The following is a 15,867-nucleotide window of genomic DNA, read 5'->3' on the forward strand; positions in this document are numbered from 1 at the left end:
CTCCCCTTATTTAGAAATGTAGGTTGACCACTCGGCTTCTTTACCAGTGTAAATATCCTGCACTTCTTGTACTGTCAAACCTGACAATGGATTTTCCTTATTGACAATTACTGCAATACCATCGATGGCAATTGGTGTAGCTGATACACCAGCTGAACTTTCTGAATCCTTCAATTCACGCGATGCCATACCAATATCAGCAGAGCCCTCAATGGCGCTTGTCACACCTGTTGAGGAATCACTTTGCTGAATTTCCACAGTTACATCTGGATTGACTGCTTGATAAGCTTCTTTTAATTTTTCCATAACTGGGTTAACAGAGCTTGAACCTGCTACCACGACCTTACCTGATTTTGTCTTAGCCTGGTACGCTGCTTTGGCATCGACTGGGATATAGCCGGATTTTTCAACTACTGCTTGACCATCAGAACTCATAATAAAGCTGATGAAGTCTTGAGCAGCTTCGCTAATAGAATCCTTTGTAACGATATTAAATGGACGGGCAATCTTGTATTCACCAGATTTGATAGTATCAATACTTGGAGCGACACCATCGATTTCCAATGGTTTGCTGTTGCCGTCAAGTGCACCAAGTGAGGCATAGCCGATAGCCGCGGTATCTCCGGTTACTGTCTGTAACATAACCGCTGTAGAGTTGGTTACAATAGCTTGGTTAGTTGTATTGTCCACCTTTTCGCCATTGGCATCCTTAGACTCAATTCCCACCAACTCAATAAAGGCACCACGGGTTCCTGACCCTTCCTCACGGGAAACCACTGTAATAGGCTGGTCTGCTGTGTCCTTAGCAGCCTGACCACAGGCAGTCAGAAGGCCGACACTGGCCAAACCAAGAACAGCAAATTTTGTAAGACGATTCGTTAAAGACATAATCAATTCTCCTTTTTGTTATGACTCTATCTTACACCGTCAATATCAAATCTATTAGAGGGCTTTTGTAAAGTTTGTGTAAAATTAGGAGAACCATCACTAGCTCCTCTCACACCACTGTACCTATCGCACGAAAAAAGAATTCCACCTGTAAGTCGAATTCTTTCCTTCGTATTCTCATTTAGAAACGTCACTCCGCCTTCTCTATATCCTCTCGCACTTCCTTGGCATTAAATTTCGCAAAGAGGTACTGGCGGTCTTGGATTGGGAAGCGTTGGTCCAGCTGATCGACTGCCCCCACTTCCACATTGCCCTGGGCGATAACATAGTCCATAACGTGGCCGCCAAAGGTCAAATCATCTGAGATAAAGTGCAGGTGGTAACCCGCTACGCTGACGCCGTGGAAAATTTCCGGTGTCCAGATACCTACAATGGTGCCCGAAATATCCTCAGCCGTGTATTCAGGCTGGTGGCTGGCCACCTCCGCAAACCGAACGCTGGAGGCTGACTTGGGAATCATGCGGACGTGCATGCGAGAAAAGGTCCCCTTAATCTTAATCGAACGGAAAAGATTCTCCCCGTCGTAATAGGACTCAATTCTTGCCTGCAGCTCCTCACTGGTCATCTCAAAGCGCTGCTTGAAAATGACCTCAGCTTCGTGGAAAATAACCGCTGCATAGGGTACCTTCATATCAGCAGGAACCTCCACCACTTCTGGCTTATCCCCTGCTCCCTTGGCCTGATAGGCCTTGCCATCTAGAACAATCAATTCTCCGTCGATAGAGTCCAAGGTCCCCAGCCCCAAATCACCGTGTTCCAAGAGCTCACCGACCGTCAAGGAACCACCGTAAAGACCAGCCATGAGAGCCCCTAAGGTATTGTATTGAAATAATCGATTTACTTGCATATCCTACTCTTCATTCAAAAATTCTTGCATGGCCAAATCATCTGGCACCAGGCTCAAATACCGACCAGCCTGGACACGCGCATCCTCAGCCCGCCCCATAAGCCGTAAAGCCTCCACATAATCCGCCAAAAATTCTGGATTGTCTGCCAAATCTGCAACCAAGTCATCAAAGATAGCCAAAGCCTGCTCCACTTCTTCCAAAGCCATATAGGCCTTGGCAATATTCCAACGGGCCAGGACATTGTCCAAGTCATCGGTCAAGAATGGCAATACTTCCTCATAGCGCTCCTGCTCCAAATAAAGATTGGTCAAGCGCAAGGCCACTTCATTCTCATCATCAATGACCTCCCGGGCCCGCAGCAGGAAGTCCTCTGCCGCCGCCTCATCATGCAATTCATAGGCATACTGGGAAGCCTGCAGGAGCAGATTGGCATCAAAGTCATTTTTGGCCAGGCCTTGCTGGGTCATGGCCAGAGCCTCCTCCAACTGGTGTTCCGCATGGAGAGACTGCCCATAGGCGTACTCATAGCCCTCAAAGTCAGGATTGATGGTATCTAGCTGCTTAAAGTAGAGATTAGCCTTCTGGTATTCTTCTTGTTCAAATAGCAGAGCTGCCAACTCAAAAACCGTCTGGTCATCATATTCCAGCTCCACAGCCTTTTCCAAAAATTCGACAGCCGCCTCGAACTTGCCCAGACTAGCATAGGCTAGACCAATCCGCTGATAGGTCGACACCCCAGTCAATTCGTATATTTCCCGATTGTCCAGCTGGGCGTAGAGGGAAACAGCTTCCTTGAAATTTTCCAATTCCATGTCCAACTCAGCTAGTCCAAAAGTGATAATGGGCTCATCCGACAGGTGACTAGCCTCCAGCAATTTTTCACGGGCTACATCTGATAGGCCCTCTGCCTGGTACAAATCTGCCTTGACCAAGAGTGCCTCTAAGTAGGCAGGGTGGCGATCAGGAATGGCCTCCAGATAACCAAAAGCCTCTTCAACCAAGCCATCTTCAAAGGCAATCTGAGCCAAATTGATAGCCACTTCTGGGTATTGACTCTGCAATTTCCCATAAATCTCCGCCGCCTGGGGGAGAAATCCAATGGACTCCAGGTAGGCAGCCAGGGCCAAGAGCGTCTCTTCATCGTCCTGGACCAAGGCCCGCTTGAAATATTTATTGGCTTTATCCAAATCCTGCTGGTCCAAACAAGCCAGCATCTTTTCACTATTGTTCATTATTCGCTTCTAAACTCTCTATTGTATCTTCTTCGTATAATTCGCTATAAACCTTGTACCATTCAAAGGCTGCCTTGACCAAGACCTTGATAGAGGCATAGATAGGAATTCCCAAAAGAACGCCCAGCACCCCAAACATCTGCCCTGAAGTCAAAAGGACAAAGAGAATGGTAATAGGGTGGATGTTCAAGGAAGAACCGATGATCAAAGGCGTCACAAATCGACCCTCAACGGTTTGCTCAATCATAAAGACAATCAAGACCTTGACCAGCATGAAGGGACCTGCAATCAAGCCCAAAATGACAGCCGGAATCATAGCCAAGAAGGAACCCAGATAAGGGATCAGATTGAGAAAACCAGCCAAAATCCCCAGGGTCACAGGATAGCTGAGACCAATGATGGAGAACATGATGGAAAACATAAGAGCCACAATCATGGCCACCGTCACCTGACCGCGCACATAGTTGGACAGCTGGCTATTGACATCCGACAAAACGGTTCCAATGGGCGCCCGCCACTTGGTCGGCAAGTATTGGGTGATATAAGCATTGAGCCCCTTACCATCTCGCAAGAGATAGAAGAGGATAAAGGGCATAATCAAGACCGCCACAATAATCTGCGATGCCGTTGAAATCAAATGACTAGCCCAGTTGACCGCGCTGGATGAAAATCGCTGAGCAAAGGAAATAATCTGATCATTGACCTGATTGATCGCCTGAAGGGCCGTCGGTCGGAATTGTTCAAACCGCTTATCCTGCAACAAGGAGGTTAACTGTAGCTCTAGCTTTTGAATGTTTGCAGGCAGATTTTGCACAAATGAAACTACCTGTTCCTGGATATTTGGAATTGCTACTGCCAAGCCCCAAACTAAAAGCAGTCCAATCAGAACAAAAACAATGGAAATACCAATCGTTCTGGAAACCTTCCTCTTCTCCAACCAATCCACAATGGGATTTAGGAGATAATAAAGCAAGCCTGTCAACAGCATAGGCAAGAGAATAATCTCCACAAAACTACCTATCGGTTTTAACAAAAAACTAATCTTAGAAAATACAAGAATGGTCAGACTAATCAGCAGGGTCACTAGGAAAAAAGTCACCGCCTGATTGTTAATAAACCATCTAAAAAACCAGGTCACACTAAACTTTTGATCTTTCTCGTCCATCTCATTTCTACCTTTCCTTTTTCTACTATTGTACCATGTAAATGCCGAAAATTTATGCTGGAAATCATGTCCAAGAAATTTTTTCATGCAGAATTGTGGTATAATTTAAACAATCACTAGATAAGGAGAAACAAATGAACATTTATTTCGGAACCTACACCAAAAGAGACTCAAAAGGGATTTATAAGGCTAACTTCAATCCTGAAACTGGCTCACTGGCTCAATTAGAATTGGTCGCTGAAGAGCCAAACCCAACTTACATTGCTTTCGATGCAGAGGGACGACTTTACTCCGTTGGCGCAGAAAACGGTCAGGGAGGGATTGCTGCCTTTACAGCTGATTTCCAACCACTCAACCATGTCGTTGAAGAAGGGGCTCCCCATTGTTATGTTGCAGTTGACGAAGAGCGCAATTTGGTCTATGGTGCCAATTACCATAAGGGACAGGTCTTGGTCTACAAACGTTTAGAAGACGGTTCTCTGGAATTGGCAGACCAGGCGCAACATGAAGGGTCTGGTCCTCATGAAAACCAAGCATCTCCTCATGTTCACTTTGCGGATTTGACACCAGATAAGTTATTGGTAACCTGCGATTTGGGAACGGACCAGGTCATCAGCTACAAGGTATCTGACCAAGGTAAATTGGAACAAGTAGGTAGCTATTCTTCTGCTCCTGGGGCAGGACCACGGCACATTGTCTTCCACCACCACGCAAAAATTGCCTATCTAATCTGCGAACTCAATTCGACCATTGAAGTTTTGATTTACGACGGTCTTGGTCAATTTGAACACATGCAGACCATCTCGACCCTGCCAGCTGACCACACTGGTTTCAACGGTACAGCTGCTGTTCGCATCAGTAAGGATGGGAAATTTGTCTACGGTTCTAACCGCGGTCACGACTCCATTGCTGTCTACAAGACCTTGGGTGATGCCAGCCTTGAGCTAGTGGAAATTGTCCCAACCAATGGCAAGACGCCACGTGATTTTGCCCTCAGCCCAGATGAAAAATTCCTGGTTGCAGTCCACCAAGACTCTGACAATGCGACTGTCTTTGCCCGTGATGAAGAGACAGGTCGATTAACAGAACTATCCTATGATTTCCTGGTTCCAGAAGCTGTCTGCGTGACCTTTCATCCATAATTCAAAATAATTGTGAAATCGCTCTATTTTTGGTTTAATAGACAAATAGGAGGTGAGATTATGAATCCAGTAGATTTGTTTAACGAAGTAAAAGACTTGATTGCCAACAAAGACTTTGACGGTGCAAAACAATTCATAGAAGAAAACAAAGACAACTTCGGCGAATACTTGGAGCAAGCAAAAGGCTTGTTGTCAGGTTCTGAAGGCGTTAACGGTCTTTTAGATAAAGTTAAAGGCTTGTTCTAATACATGTAAAAACTAGGCTGAGAATGTTCAGTCTAGTTTTTTGTTTGTTCAAACATATTTGTTATCTCCTGCAATGAAGGAATTACCCAATCACTCTTCAATTTTTCATTTTCACTGGCATGCTTCCCAAATCCTGTCAGTATTCGTACAGTCCACATTCCCAAAGATTTAGCAGGTAGAATATCATTATCATACCTATCACCAACATAGACAACTCTATCTGCAGGGATGTTTACTTTTTGCAAGGCAAGTGTGAAAATAGTTGTATCTGGTTTAGATAGCCCAACCTCTTCAGAGAGGATGATGAGTTGAAAATAAGACTCAATTCCCCACTCTTTAAGCAGTTCTCTAATACTACTAGACTGATTGGCAATAATCCCCAATCGATAGTTTTGTGATAACTTCTCTAGAGCATCTATTGTTTCAGGATACAGGCTCACCCCCTCATTTGTCCATAAAGGACGTGGCTAGGTCGGTGAAAAATGGTTTCAAGTTGCTCGAATAGGGTCCAAGTCTTCCCAAACAAACTCCTCCATCTTACCAGAATAAACAGAGACGGAAATGTCCATTCCAAGAGAGCCTAACATTTTCACACACTCTTCCATGTACTCACGATAGGCTAACTCTTCATTCAGCAATGTAGAACCCAAATCAAAAAATATCCATTTTATCACTCTGTTCACTCATTTCTATAAAAAACAAGTCCAGATAATTCCGAACTTGTTTCAACTATAACCCTAGCTATCCTAGTTTGGGGATAAATTAGTACACTGTACTACGAAAAACAAGTCTGGAAATTTCCAGACTTGTTCTTATTATGACCCTCGCTATACTAGCTCGGGGATAAAACAGTCTCCCAGACTGTTTTATTTTTTCAAATTATAGAATGAGTTCAAGCCTTTGTAGACTGCAACTTCACCCAATTGATCTTCGATACGAAGCAATTGGTTGTATTTAGCGATACGGTCTGTACGTGACAATGAACCTGTCTTGATTTGGCCAGCGTTAGTTGCAACTGCGATGTCAGCGATTGTTGAATCTTCAGTTTCACCTGAACGGTGTGATACAACGGCAGTGTAGCCAGCTTCTTTAGCCATTTCAATAGCTTCGAATGTTTCAGTAAGAGTACCGATTTGGTTAACTTTGATAAGGATTGAGTTAGCCGCACCTTCTTTGATACCACGTGCAAGGTAGTCAGTGTTTGTTACGAAGAAGTCGTCACCAACCAATTGAACGCGTTTGCCAAGACGCTCAGTAAGAGCTTTCCAGCCATCCCAGTCGTTTTCATCCATACCATCTTCGATAGTGATGATTGGGTATTTGTTAACCAATTCTTCAAGGTAGTCGATTTGCTCTGCAGATGTACGAACAGCAGCGCCTTCACCTTCGAATTTAGTGTAGTCGTAAACTTTACGCTCTTTGTCGTAGAATTCAGATGACGCACAGTCGAAACCGATCATGATGCCGTTTTCGCCAGCTTCGTAACCAGCAGCTTCGATCGCTTCGATGATTGTTTCAACACCGTCTTCAGTTCCTTCGAACTTAGGAGCGAAACCACCTTCGTCACCAACAGCTGTTACCAAACCACGAGCTTTCAAGATTTTCTTCAAAGCGTGGAATACTTCAGCACCCCAACGAAGACCTTCTTTGAATGAAGGAGCGCCAACTGGCAAGATCATGAATTCTTGGAAAGCGATTGGAGCGTCTGAGTGAGAACCACCGTTGATGATGTTCATCATTGGGGTTGGCAATACTTTAGTGTTGAATCCGCCAAGGTAAGTGTAAAGTGGCACTTCAAGGTAGTCAGCAGCAGCACGCGCAACAGCGATAGAAACACCGAGGATTGCGTTTGCACCCAATTTACCTTTGTTTGGAGTGCCGTCAAGTGCGATCATAGCGCGGTCGATAGCTTGTTGATCACGAACGTCATAACCGATGATAGCGTCAGCGATTACGTTATTTACGTTGTCAACAGCTTTTTGAGTACCAAGACCAAGGTAACGAGACTTGTCACCATCGCGAAGCTCAACTGCTTCGTGCTCACCAGTAGAAGCTCCTGAAGGAACCATACCACGTCCGAAAGCACCTGATTCAGTATAAACTTCAACTTCAAGTGTAGGGTTACCGCGTGAGTCAAGGACTTCGCGAGCGTAAACATCAGTAATAATTGACATTATATTACTCTCCTTATGAGTTTAAAATTGTTACAAAGCTATCATACCTTAAAAGCAGGGATTTTTCAAGAAAAAATAGGTTATTTTGCTGAAAGAAATGATGTAAGCGTCTTCCTTGGCGAACTTTTTCAACTATGTTATACTAATCAACATGACTGATTTACATTCTACCATTTTACAAAAAGCATCTGGCGAGACCAGACTGGACCCTGACCAACAGCGTAAATACATGGGAACCTTCCGCGAACGGGTGGTCCTCATTCTCAATTTTGAAGAGGCCAATCATCCTGACCTGGCAAAGAACTTTGCTTATATCTGCCAAAAACTCCTGTCAGAAACCAGTCCTCTCTTTCTCAAGTTGTCCCCTTCCCTGTCCGATAGCCTGCAAATCGCACTGATGAAAATTGCTCAGCAGGGTAGCATCACAGCCAGCATTATTGATGAGAAAGTTGGCGCTTCTCCTTATGCTCTCCTATTCCACACGGACCATGCTGTCGATAAGGAGGATATTGCATTCGCAGCAAACTTTCCAGAATGGATGACAAAAACAGAAAAAAAGGAAGATACAAAACCTTCCTTCTGGAAAAAATTATTTGGGTAAGCAAGGCTTGCCCTTTTTATTCCCCAAAATAACACATTCATACTCAATGATTAGGCAATCACAATATCAAGTCCTTGTGCCAGCTGCTGCAACCGGGCTACTTTTTCAATCTGATTAAAGAAAACATAAAACTTGTCTTCTGTAATTGACAGCAAGCCCGCAGCCAAGCCTTCAGCTTCAAACTTGGCATTAATCGTTACGAGCCACTGGGCAAGATTGGCGCCTGGATTGAGTCCATCCGGATCCAATTTTAGTAAAACACCTGCAGCACGTACCTGTTTGAGCTGATCGAAACCATTGATAAAATCCGTCAAGTCAACTTCTATATCACAAGGGAAAATATAGTCCTGCTTGGTTAACAGCGTGACTAAAATCAACCATAAATTGTCTTTTTCTGACTCCGTCACCTGGTCCAAAAATTGGTCAAACTCCTCAGCTGACAAATAGGATTCGAACATATTCAAAATATGATTGGGATCCGTTGCAAAAACTGCCTCTTTCAACTGTGCGAACAGGTCTCTGTCGCTATTTGACAGGATTTCAGCTATTTCAAAAATATCCTGCAATTGATTTTCTGTTAGCATGCTTCCTCCTTCTTAATTCGTAGGAAAATCCCACTGGACATGGGGAGCGACTTCTTGCACAAAATGGTAAATGTCGTTAAAGTCCGCTCCAGCCAGGGCATTCAAATTCACTTCAACTAACAAATTCCCTGAATTTCCAACAATCCTCAGCTTATGCGACAAAAAATCCCGATAAATAGGCCGCACTATATAGCGCATCTCTCCAATTTCTTCCATTGAAAAATGCTGGCGTGGTGAGCCGATTTTTTCCTGAAAGTCCAAGCCTTCAGCTGTTAAGAGAAAGACTTCACCCTGCTGGCGCAAGACATACGCATAGATAGCCGATAGGATAGCGACCAGGAGAAAGACAAGTCCTAGTCCAACTGCAGGTTCTGGTTTGGTCATCACACCGATGCTAATCAACGCCACAAGGTTAGAACTGATAAGCGGATAGACTAAAGATCGTTTGTAGGAAATCATCTTATAGGTGCACACCTTTCTCAACGAGAGCTTCCAACTCTGTCAAGCGGGCTTCAAAGACCTTGAAGGCATCGTTGAGATAGTCTTCCTTGGTCATATCCACGCCAGCTTTTGCAATGACATTGAGTGGATAATCAGAGCTACCAGCCTTGAGGTAGTTGAGGTAGTTTTCCTTGTCCTCTGGGCTACCATTGACAATCTTATCTGCCAAAGCAGACGCTGCCGCAAAGCCAGTTGAATATTGGTAAACATAGAAATTGTAATAGAAATGTGGAATACGAGCCCACTCATACTGAATCAATGGATTTTCTTCCGCAGACAAGCCATAATACTTCTCATTGAGTTCACCGTAAAGCTGGTTGAGGAAATCAGCGGTCAAGACTTGGCCTTCCTGGTCAGCCTTGTAAATAGCCTGCTCAAACTCAGCAAACTGGGTTTGACGGAAGACCGTTCCACGGAAGCCGTCTAAGTAGTGGTTGAGAATAGCAAAGCGGGTCTTGTCGTCTTCTACTTCTGCCAAGAGCTTCTCTGTCAGGAGATTTTCGTTGGTGGTCGAAGCAATCTCAGCCAAGAAAATAGAATAGTGACCATAGACATAAGGCTGGTTCTGACGAGTCAACATCGAATGGAGCGAATGCCCTGTTTCGTGAATCAGGGTGTACATATTGTCCAAATTATCCTGCCAGTTGAGGAGCATGAAGGCGTTGGTGTCATAGGCACCACCCGAATAAGCTCCTGAACGTTTGCCTTCGTTGACATGGACATCAATCCAGCGGTTTTCAAAGGCTTCTTTGACAATGGCCGCGTACTCATCACCAAAGATATCCAAGGTATCGGCACAAGTAGCCAAGGCTTCTTCATAGGTGACTTTTGTATCTGTGCTCGAAAGCGGTGTGTACATATCGTACATCTTGAGATCATCAATACCCAAGAGTTTCTTACGCAAATTGATATAGCGGTGCAAGAGCGGAAGGTGCTTGTTGACTGCTGATACTAATGTATCGTAAACGGACTCTGGGATAAAGTTGGCAGAAAGTGCTGCGTGACGGGCTGAATCGTACTTCCGTAAACGGGCTTTCAGGTTATTGACCTTAATGTTAGACTGAAGGGTCTTGGCATAGGTATGCTGGAATTGCTCGTAGGTTTCGTAGAGTGCCTCATAGGCCTCTTGACGCACTTCGCGGTTTTTGGACTCCATAAAGGAGATGTAGTTGCCATGAGAAAGGGGCACCAACTTGCCGTCCTCATCTGCGATTTCTGGGAAACGCAGGCTAGCATTGTCCAAAACAGAGAAGGTTTCAGACGGAGCATCGAAAATCTCACTGGTCGCCGCAAGAACTTCTTCTACTTCCTGTGACAAGATGTGGTCCTTGACTGCCAAGAGTTTTTCAAATTGGTGGCTGTACTGACTCAGAGCTGGCTCTTCTACCTTGAAAGCCTCTAGTTGCTCCTCAGTAATGGCCATAAATTCTGGCTCATAGAAGGCAAAAGCCTGTGAAAAGGCAGAATAAAGGGCCAAAGCCTTGGCTTGAAACTCCTGATACTTGCCTTCGCGGGTATCCTGGTCGTTCTTCATGGACGCATAGACATAGAGCTTTTCAAGCCGGCGCATAAGACCAAGCTGGGTTTCGCTAATCTCCAAGAGGCTCTTAGCTGAGTCCAGCAAGTGACCTGCAAAGACCTTAGCTTTTTCTGTTTCTGCTTGGAGATCAGCCAACTCGGCTTCCCAAGCCTCATCTGTCGGGAAAACAGTCGCTAAATCCCACTGGTATTTTTCTTCAATTTCATAACGTTGTTTTGACATAATAAATCCTCCGTTCCTATTATTTTACCACAAAAAAGCCTCGCTTTCCATTGAAAAGTGAGGGCTTACAACCTACTCATCAGTAGTCAAGTAGGTCTTGGCATCTGCTACCACTTCTTTGACAAAGCTGTCATAAAAGGCAAGATTCGGGATGCCATATTGGTTTAACAAGCTATCGACGTAACTATTTCCTTCCGCATCATTAATATTTCCTTTTTTCTCCTGGTCATCATACTGGTGGGTGAAATTTCCTTGTAAATCAATGAGGAGGGCGCCATCATTTGCAAAAGAAATAGAATAGCCACTGTCTACAAAATACTGTCCGACCTGTCCCTTAGCTGTACTTGCTTTCTCTTCGCCTTCGTATTCATCTGTCGCTACAGTATAATCACCACTTTCAATGAAATAGGTTACCTTACAACCGCTTTGGTAGGAAAGCATATAATATTCATCAGTGAAAAGGTATTCCGTACCATCTTCAAAGACTATGAGTGTTCCTCCGTCATCTCCTACTTCTTTAGATGCTACTTTCTGACTATGCTGGGAGGTAAACTTCTGTACTTCATCCTCATTGATTGTTTGCACTTGCTGACTAGAGGCAGTGCTTGTTTGCCCTTCCTCATACCTGACAGCACAAGCTGATAAGCAAGCTATTAGCAGTAAAGAGGCACTTACTAAGGTAAAACGACTGAATTTCATTCCACGAACCTCCTTGTAAACCTTTTTTTATTATATCATTATTTACATAAGTTGTCTATACATTATAGGTGGATACAAGATTTGTCTACTCTTATCTTTTGCTTTGTCGTAAAACTGATCAAATGCTTGGTACATCGGAGTCAGGTCTTGCTTGATTTGGGCAAAGCCAATGGCAGAGCGGGGCAGTCGGATTTGGGGATAAAAGTCTAATGCTGTCTTGATCAGTAGATTTTCCCCACGTCCATAAGCCTCTGCTTGCAGGGCGAGCCATTTGGGGGATTTGTAATAAAGCTGTTGAGCAATGTAGCGAGGCAAATCCTCATCCATTGGACAAGTCATGCTAGATAGAATTTGCTTGGCAAAGGGCAGACGCAAGATTTCCAATAAATTTCCCTCGCAAAATGGAAAAACCTTAGTCATACAGTGGACCTTACCTCGTAAGTCTTCATGAATAAGGTAACGGAGCCGCAATTCTTTTTTCTCGTCATCTAATTCCCAGAGGTGAAACCCCATATTCATACTAAAAGAGAGAAATTGCTTGTGCAAATTGGTCAGTCGTTCCTTGAGCCACAAATCCTTGCCAAGCAACCAAAGAACCAGATAACCACCCTCACGATAGGCCTGCGTCCTCAGCTGCAAACGAGAAATCGGCAGACTGGAACATTGGACTTCCAAAGCTAGACTATTATTAACAAATAAATCCGCGACCTGCCCTATACTGGGCAGGCTTTTTTCAAGTTCAACTTGTTCGGCATTGATTAACCATCTGTACAGACAAGACTTAAGTGACAGATGCTGGGCGGATTCATTCTCGGAAAAGTAATGGCAGTCCCGCAGGGTGACGTGGGCAAAGTGCGAACGCAGAATTTTTCCAGATTTGTATCGGACAAGTCCTCCACAACCTGGACAGGAAAAACTGCCTTGCGGCGCAGGATTTTCCAAGACATTAAAGACTTGCCCATCTTCATCAAGTGCAACTAACATAAAACCTCCTCTCTTTATTAGTTCGCAAGTTGTGGTAAAATGATGAAAAGGAGATGGAAAATGACCAAAAATATTATCAAATGGGAAAAGGATGGCTTCATTCTGCAGTCCTTTCAAGTGGGCTTTGCAGAGAAATACTATGAGGACTGTTTTACCAAGCCTTCCGTTGAAATTTATCGTTTGACAGGGAGCTCGGGAACTTACACTAAAGATGACGTTATCAACTTCTACAATCGGATTGTGGCTGACCCTGATCGGTTTGATTTTATCTTGATTGCACCTGACGGAACCTTTATCGGTGAGTCGGTCATCAATGAACTAGATAGGGAGAATAACTCCGCTAACTTTCGGATTGTTATCTTTGACGAGGACTATTTGGACCGTGGTTTGGGCTCTTGGGCAGTCGAGAAAACCAGAGATTTCGCTTTTGAGCAGGTTGGCTTACATCGCTTGGAATTGGAAGTTTTTTCCTTCAACCCGCGTGCCAAGCGTGCCTATGAAAAAGCAGGTTTTCGTTTAGAAGGTATCAAGCGTGACAGCCATAAGACAGCAGACGGTTATGCCGATACCCTCATTATGTCCATTCTAGAAAAGGAATGGAAAGTACTCAAAAAACCAGCCGACTAGGGCTGGTTTTTGTGTCTTGTCTCTGCAAACTTACCCAATCTGACTGCCGTTTGGCACAGATGGATCTACTGTTAAAAGTGTCAAATTGCCGTCGTGTTCGGCTGAGAGGATCATACCCTGGCTGAGCAAGCCCATCATCTTACGTGGCTTGAGGTTGGCAACGATTTGAACTTTCTTACCGACCAACTCCTGCTCATTTGGATAGTACTTGGCAATACCAGACAGGATTTGGCGGTCCTGACCGTCACCAGCATCTAGACGGAACTTGAGCAACTTGTCAGAGCCCTCCACCTTGGCAACTTCCTTGACTTCGGCCACGCGGATTTCAACCGCATCAAAGTCCTCGAACTTGATCGCAGCTTTTTCGTTTTTGAGTTCCACGTCAGCTGGGTTCCACTCTTTTTCTTCCTCTTGGGAAATAGCAGAGCTGCCACCCATTTGAGCTTGGATATAGGCGATTTCCTCTTCCATATCCAGACGTGGGAAGATAGGTGTACCTTTTGCGACCACTGTCAAACCAGCTGGAAGACCAGCAAAATCAAGGTTTTCAAGGTCAAATGCTGTTCCCAAACCAAGCTGTTCCATAATGGCATTTGAAGTAGTCATCATGAATGGTTGAATGAGATGAGCCACCACACGAAGACCTGCTGTCAAGTGAGCCATCACCGCCGCCAACTTGTCACGGTCAGCTTCTTCTTTTGCCAAGACCCACGGTGCTGTTTCATCGATGTACTTGTTGGTACGGGAGATGATATTCCATACCGCTTCCAAGGCGCGTGGGTAGTCAACAGCTTCCATATATTTGTGGTAGCTTGCTAAGTTGTCAGCAACTACTGCCGCCAAGTCCGCATCAAAATCTGTCACGTTGGCAACAAAAGTCGGTACCTGACCACCGAAGTACTTGTTAATCATAGCAACGGTACGGTTGAGCAAGTTTCCAAGGTCGTTAGCTAGTTCGTAGTTGATACGACCAACATAATCTTCTGGTGTAAAGGTGCCGTCAGAGCCAACTGGTAGACTACGCATGAGGTAATAACGGAGCGGATCCAAACCGAAACGCTCGACCAGCATTTCTGGATAAACCACATTGCCCTTAGACTTAGACATCTTGCCATCTTTCATGACAAACCAGCCATGAGCAACCAAGCGGTCTGGCAACTTCATATCCAACATCATGAGCATAATTGGCCAGTAAATGGAGTGGAAACGAAGAATGTCCTTGCCAACCATATGGTAAACTGTTCCATTCCAGAACTTGTCGTAGTTGGCTGTTTCTTCCTGACCATAGCCCAAGGCAGTTGCGTAGTTGAGTAGGGCATCAATCCAGACATAGACAACGTGCTTTGGATTTGACGGTACGGGCACGCCCCAGGTAAATGAAGTACGGGATACGGCCAAATCTTCCAAGCCTGGCTCGATGAAGTTTTTCATGATTTCATTGAGACGACCGTCCGGTTGGATAAAGTCTGGATGAGCATTGAAAAACTCAACCAATTTATCTTGATACTTGCTGAGGCGGAGGAAGTAGGACTCTTCTGATACCCAGGCTACTTCGTGACCGCTCGGAGCGATACCGCCTGTTACCTTGCCGTTTTCATCTCGGAAGACCTCTTCTAATTGGCTCTCGGTGAAAAATTCCTCGTCTGATACGGAGTACCAACCAGAATACTCTCCCAAGTAAATGTCGTCCTGCGCCAGCAATTTTTCAAAAACAGCCGCCACCACTTCCTCGTGGTAATCATCAGTCGTGCGGATAAATTTGTCGTAAGAGATGTCGAGCAAGTTCCAGAGCTCTTTAACGCCAACCGCCATGCCGTCAACGTAGGCTTGTGGTGTCAGACCAGCCTCTTTTGCCTTCTCCTCAATCTTTTGCCCGTGCTCATCAAGCCCTGTCAGATAGAAGACCTCGTGGCCCATGAGACGCTTGTAGCGAGCCAGTACGTCACAGGCAATGGTCGTATAGGCCGAGCCAATGTGGAGCTTACCCGATGGGTAATAAATAGGCGTTGTAATATAAAATGGTGTTTTTGACATGTTTTTTCCTTTCCGCGCTAATGGAACGCGTTTTTGATACCAGCCAATTATACCACAATTTGAAGTCAAAAAAAAGACCAGGCAACTGGTCTTTAAAAGTTTTAGTTCCTATATATCAATCTACTTTCTACTCCCATTTCTTGAGTGGATAGTGTTCTGATATATTGTTCGGTTAAATTTATATCTAAGACATTTACCTTAGAAATTCATTCCTTTCATGTATAAAACATGTCCAATTCGATTAAGACTGTGAGAAAACTACAAAGTATCGGAGTAAATTAAAATATATAGAGTAAAATTTACGACTGCTCATCCATATC

General features: G+C 44.5%; 17 protein-coding genes. 4 read left to right on the forward strand and 13 right to left on the reverse strand.

What is annotated here, in order from left to right:
• Nucleotides 1-6: 6 nt before the first annotated feature.
• From ACHBGV_RS00755 to ACHBGV_RS00770, 4 genes are all read right to left on the reverse strand, one after another.
• Complete coding sequence (locus ACHBGV_RS00755; protein ID WP_105110944.1) at nt 7-888, reverse strand: extracellular solute-binding protein; 882 nt, start codon at nt 886-888, stop codon at nt 7-9.
• Between the two features lie 190 nt (nt 889-1,078).
• Nucleotides 1,079-1,795: an acetolactate decarboxylase gene (budA, locus tag ACHBGV_RS00760; protein ID WP_105110945.1), complete on the reverse strand. Its 717-nt coding sequence runs from the start codon at nt 1,793-1,795 to the stop codon at nt 1,079-1,081.
• A 3-nt stretch (nt 1,796-1,798) separates the two neighbouring features.
• The gene (locus ACHBGV_RS00765) at nt 1,799-3,028 is read right to left on the reverse strand and encodes a tetratricopeptide repeat protein (protein ID WP_394735431.1); all 1,230 of its coding nucleotides are present in this window, start codon (nt 3,026-3,028) and stop codon (nt 1,799-1,801) included.
• The gene (locus ACHBGV_RS00770; RefSeq protein WP_394735432.1) at nt 3,018-4,193 is read right to left on the reverse strand and encodes an AI-2E family transporter; all 1,176 of its coding nucleotides are present in this window, start codon (nt 4,191-4,193) and stop codon (nt 3,018-3,020) included. Before ACHBGV_RS00770 ends, ACHBGV_RS00765 begins: the two co-directional genes overlap by 11 nt.
• 134 nt (nt 4,194-4,327) lie before the next feature.
• On the opposite strand from ACHBGV_RS00770, the gene ACHBGV_RS00775 reads away from it, so the two are divergent.
• Both ACHBGV_RS00775 and ACHBGV_RS00780 read left to right on the forward strand, forming a co-directional pair.
• Nucleotides 4,328-5,335 (forward strand): lactonase family protein, encoded by a 1,008-nt coding sequence (locus ACHBGV_RS00775; RefSeq protein WP_105110948.1) that lies wholly within the window; start codon nt 4,328-4,330, stop codon nt 5,333-5,335.
• 60 nt (nt 5,336-5,395) lie between these two features.
• Nucleotides 5,396-5,581, forward strand: a complete 186-nt coding sequence (locus tag ACHBGV_RS00780) for a hypothetical protein (RefSeq protein ID WP_105110949.1) — start codon at nt 5,396-5,398, stop codon at nt 5,579-5,581.
• Between the two features lie 32 nt (nt 5,582-5,613).
• Here ACHBGV_RS00780 and ACHBGV_RS00785 read toward each other — a convergent pair whose 3' ends face one another.
• The 3 genes from ACHBGV_RS00785 to eno form a co-directional block, all read right to left on the reverse strand.
• Nucleotides 5,614-6,021 (reverse strand): HAD family hydrolase, encoded by a 408-nt coding sequence (locus tag ACHBGV_RS00785; protein ID WP_394735433.1) that lies wholly within the window; start codon nt 6,019-6,021, stop codon nt 5,614-5,616.
• A gap of 48 nt (nt 6,022-6,069) precedes the next feature.
• On the reverse strand, nt 6,070-6,255 hold the full coding sequence (locus ACHBGV_RS00790) for a hypothetical protein (RefSeq protein ID WP_260464362.1): 186 nt from the start codon (nt 6,253-6,255) through the stop codon (nt 6,070-6,072).
• Between the two features lie 192 nt (nt 6,256-6,447).
• A complete protein-coding gene (gene eno, locus ACHBGV_RS00795) occupies nt 6,448-7,755 on the reverse strand; it encodes a surface-displayed alpha-enolase (RefSeq protein WP_099871461.1) in 1,308 nt (435 codons plus the stop codon).
• 151 nt (nt 7,756-7,906) lie between these two features.
• Between eno and ACHBGV_RS00800 the strand changes: the two genes are divergently transcribed.
• The gene (locus tag ACHBGV_RS00800) at nt 7,907-8,356 is read left to right on the forward strand and encodes a DUF1694 domain-containing protein (protein WP_105122885.1); all 450 of its coding nucleotides are present in this window, start codon (nt 7,907-7,909) and stop codon (nt 8,354-8,356) included.
• Nucleotides 8,357-8,406: 50 nt separating this feature from the next.
• Here the strand turns inward: ACHBGV_RS00800 and ACHBGV_RS00805 are convergent, their stop codons facing one another.
• From ACHBGV_RS00805 to ACHBGV_RS00825, 5 genes are all read right to left on the reverse strand, one after another.
• Nucleotides 8,407-8,940 (reverse strand): DUF6630 family protein, encoded by a 534-nt coding sequence (locus ACHBGV_RS00805; RefSeq protein ID WP_172062088.1) that lies wholly within the window; start codon nt 8,938-8,940, stop codon nt 8,407-8,409.
• A 12-nt stretch (nt 8,941-8,952) separates the two neighbouring features.
• Nucleotides 8,953-9,324: a hypothetical protein gene (locus ACHBGV_RS00810; RefSeq protein ID WP_394735434.1), complete on the reverse strand. Its 372-nt coding sequence runs from the start codon at nt 9,322-9,324 to the stop codon at nt 8,953-8,955.
• A gap of 76 nt (nt 9,325-9,400) precedes the next feature.
• Nucleotides 9,401-11,203 (reverse strand): oligoendopeptidase F, encoded by a 1,803-nt coding sequence (gene pepF, locus ACHBGV_RS00815; protein ID WP_394735435.1) that lies wholly within the window; start codon nt 11,201-11,203, stop codon nt 9,401-9,403.
• A 72-nt stretch (nt 11,204-11,275) separates the two neighbouring features.
• A complete protein-coding gene (locus ACHBGV_RS00820) occupies nt 11,276-11,902 on the reverse strand; it encodes a hypothetical protein (protein ID WP_394735436.1) in 627 nt (208 codons plus the stop codon).
• Between the two features lie 42 nt (nt 11,903-11,944).
• The gene (locus tag ACHBGV_RS00825; RefSeq protein WP_394735437.1) at nt 11,945-12,886 is read right to left on the reverse strand and encodes a competence protein CoiA; all 942 of its coding nucleotides are present in this window, start codon (nt 12,884-12,886) and stop codon (nt 11,945-11,947) included.
• 60 nt (nt 12,887-12,946) lie between these two features.
• Here ACHBGV_RS00825 and ACHBGV_RS00830 point away from each other — a divergent pair, with 60 nt between their 5' ends.
• A complete protein-coding gene (locus tag ACHBGV_RS00830; RefSeq protein WP_105122879.1) occupies nt 12,947-13,513 on the forward strand; it encodes a GNAT family N-acetyltransferase in 567 nt (188 codons plus the stop codon).
• 30 nt (nt 13,514-13,543) lie between these two features.
• Here the strand turns inward: ACHBGV_RS00830 and metG are convergent, their stop codons facing one another.
• The gene (metG, locus tag ACHBGV_RS00835; protein ID WP_394735438.1) at nt 13,544-15,547 is read right to left on the reverse strand and encodes a methionine--tRNA ligase; all 2,004 of its coding nucleotides are present in this window, start codon (nt 15,545-15,547) and stop codon (nt 13,544-13,546) included.
• Nucleotides 15,548-15,867: the final 320 nt, after the last annotated feature.

This window comes from Streptococcus sp. A34, from assembly GCF_043674115.1.
In the GTDB taxonomy this organism is placed as follows: Bacteria; Bacillota; Bacilli; order Lactobacillales; family Streptococcaceae; genus Streptococcus; species Streptococcus suis_V.

Bases quoted from the DNA above. Each gene is read 5' to 3' on its own strand.
- ACHBGV_RS00830 (WP_105122879.1), top strand. From the start codon at position 12,947: ATGACCAAAAATATTATCAAATGGGAAAAGGATGGCTTCATTCTGCAG.
- ACHBGV_RS00775 (WP_105110948.1), top strand. From the start codon at position 4,328: ATGAACATTTATTTCGGAACCTACACCAAAAGAGACTCAAAAGGGATT.
- ACHBGV_RS00805 (WP_172062088.1), bottom strand. From the start codon at position 8,940: ATGCTAACAGAAAATCAATTGCAGGATATTTTTGAAATAGCTGAAATC.
- ACHBGV_RS00780 (WP_105110949.1), top strand. From the start codon at position 5,396: ATGAATCCAGTAGATTTGTTTAACGAAGTAAAAGACTTGATTGCCAAC.
- ACHBGV_RS00810 (WP_394735434.1), bottom strand. From the start codon at position 9,324: ATGACCAAACCAGAACCTGCAGTTGGACTAGGACTTGTCTTTCTCCTG.
- budA (WP_105110945.1), bottom strand. From the start codon at position 1,795: ATGCAAGTAAATCGATTATTTCAATACAATACCTTAGGGGCTCTCATG.
- ACHBGV_RS00765 (WP_394735431.1), bottom strand. From the start codon at position 3,028: ATGAACAATAGTGAAAAGATGCTGGCTTGTTTGGACCAGCAGGATTTG.
- pepF (WP_394735435.1), bottom strand. From the start codon at position 11,203: ATGTCAAAACAACGTTATGAAATTGAAGAAAAATACCAGTGGGATTTA.
- ACHBGV_RS00825 (WP_394735437.1), bottom strand. From the start codon at position 12,886: ATGTTAGTTGCACTTGATGAAGATGGGCAAGTCTTTAATGTCTTGGAA.
- ACHBGV_RS00820 (WP_394735436.1), bottom strand. From the start codon at position 11,902: ATGAAATTCAGTCGTTTTACCTTAGTAAGTGCCTCTTTACTGCTAATA.
- ACHBGV_RS00770 (WP_394735432.1), bottom strand. From the start codon at position 4,193: ATGGACGAGAAAGATCAAAAGTTTAGTGTGACCTGGTTTTTTAGATGG.
- metG (WP_394735438.1), bottom strand. From the start codon at position 15,547: ATGTCAAAAACACCATTTTATATTACAACGCCTATTTATTACCCATCG.
- ACHBGV_RS00755 (WP_105110944.1), bottom strand. From the start codon at position 888: ATGTCTTTAACGAATCGTCTTACAAAATTTGCTGTTCTTGGTTTGGCC.
- ACHBGV_RS00800 (WP_105122885.1), top strand. From the start codon at position 7,907: ATGACTGATTTACATTCTACCATTTTACAAAAAGCATCTGGCGAGACC.
- eno (WP_099871461.1), bottom strand. From the start codon at position 7,755: ATGTCAATTATTACTGATGTTTACGCTCGCGAAGTCCTTGACTCACGC.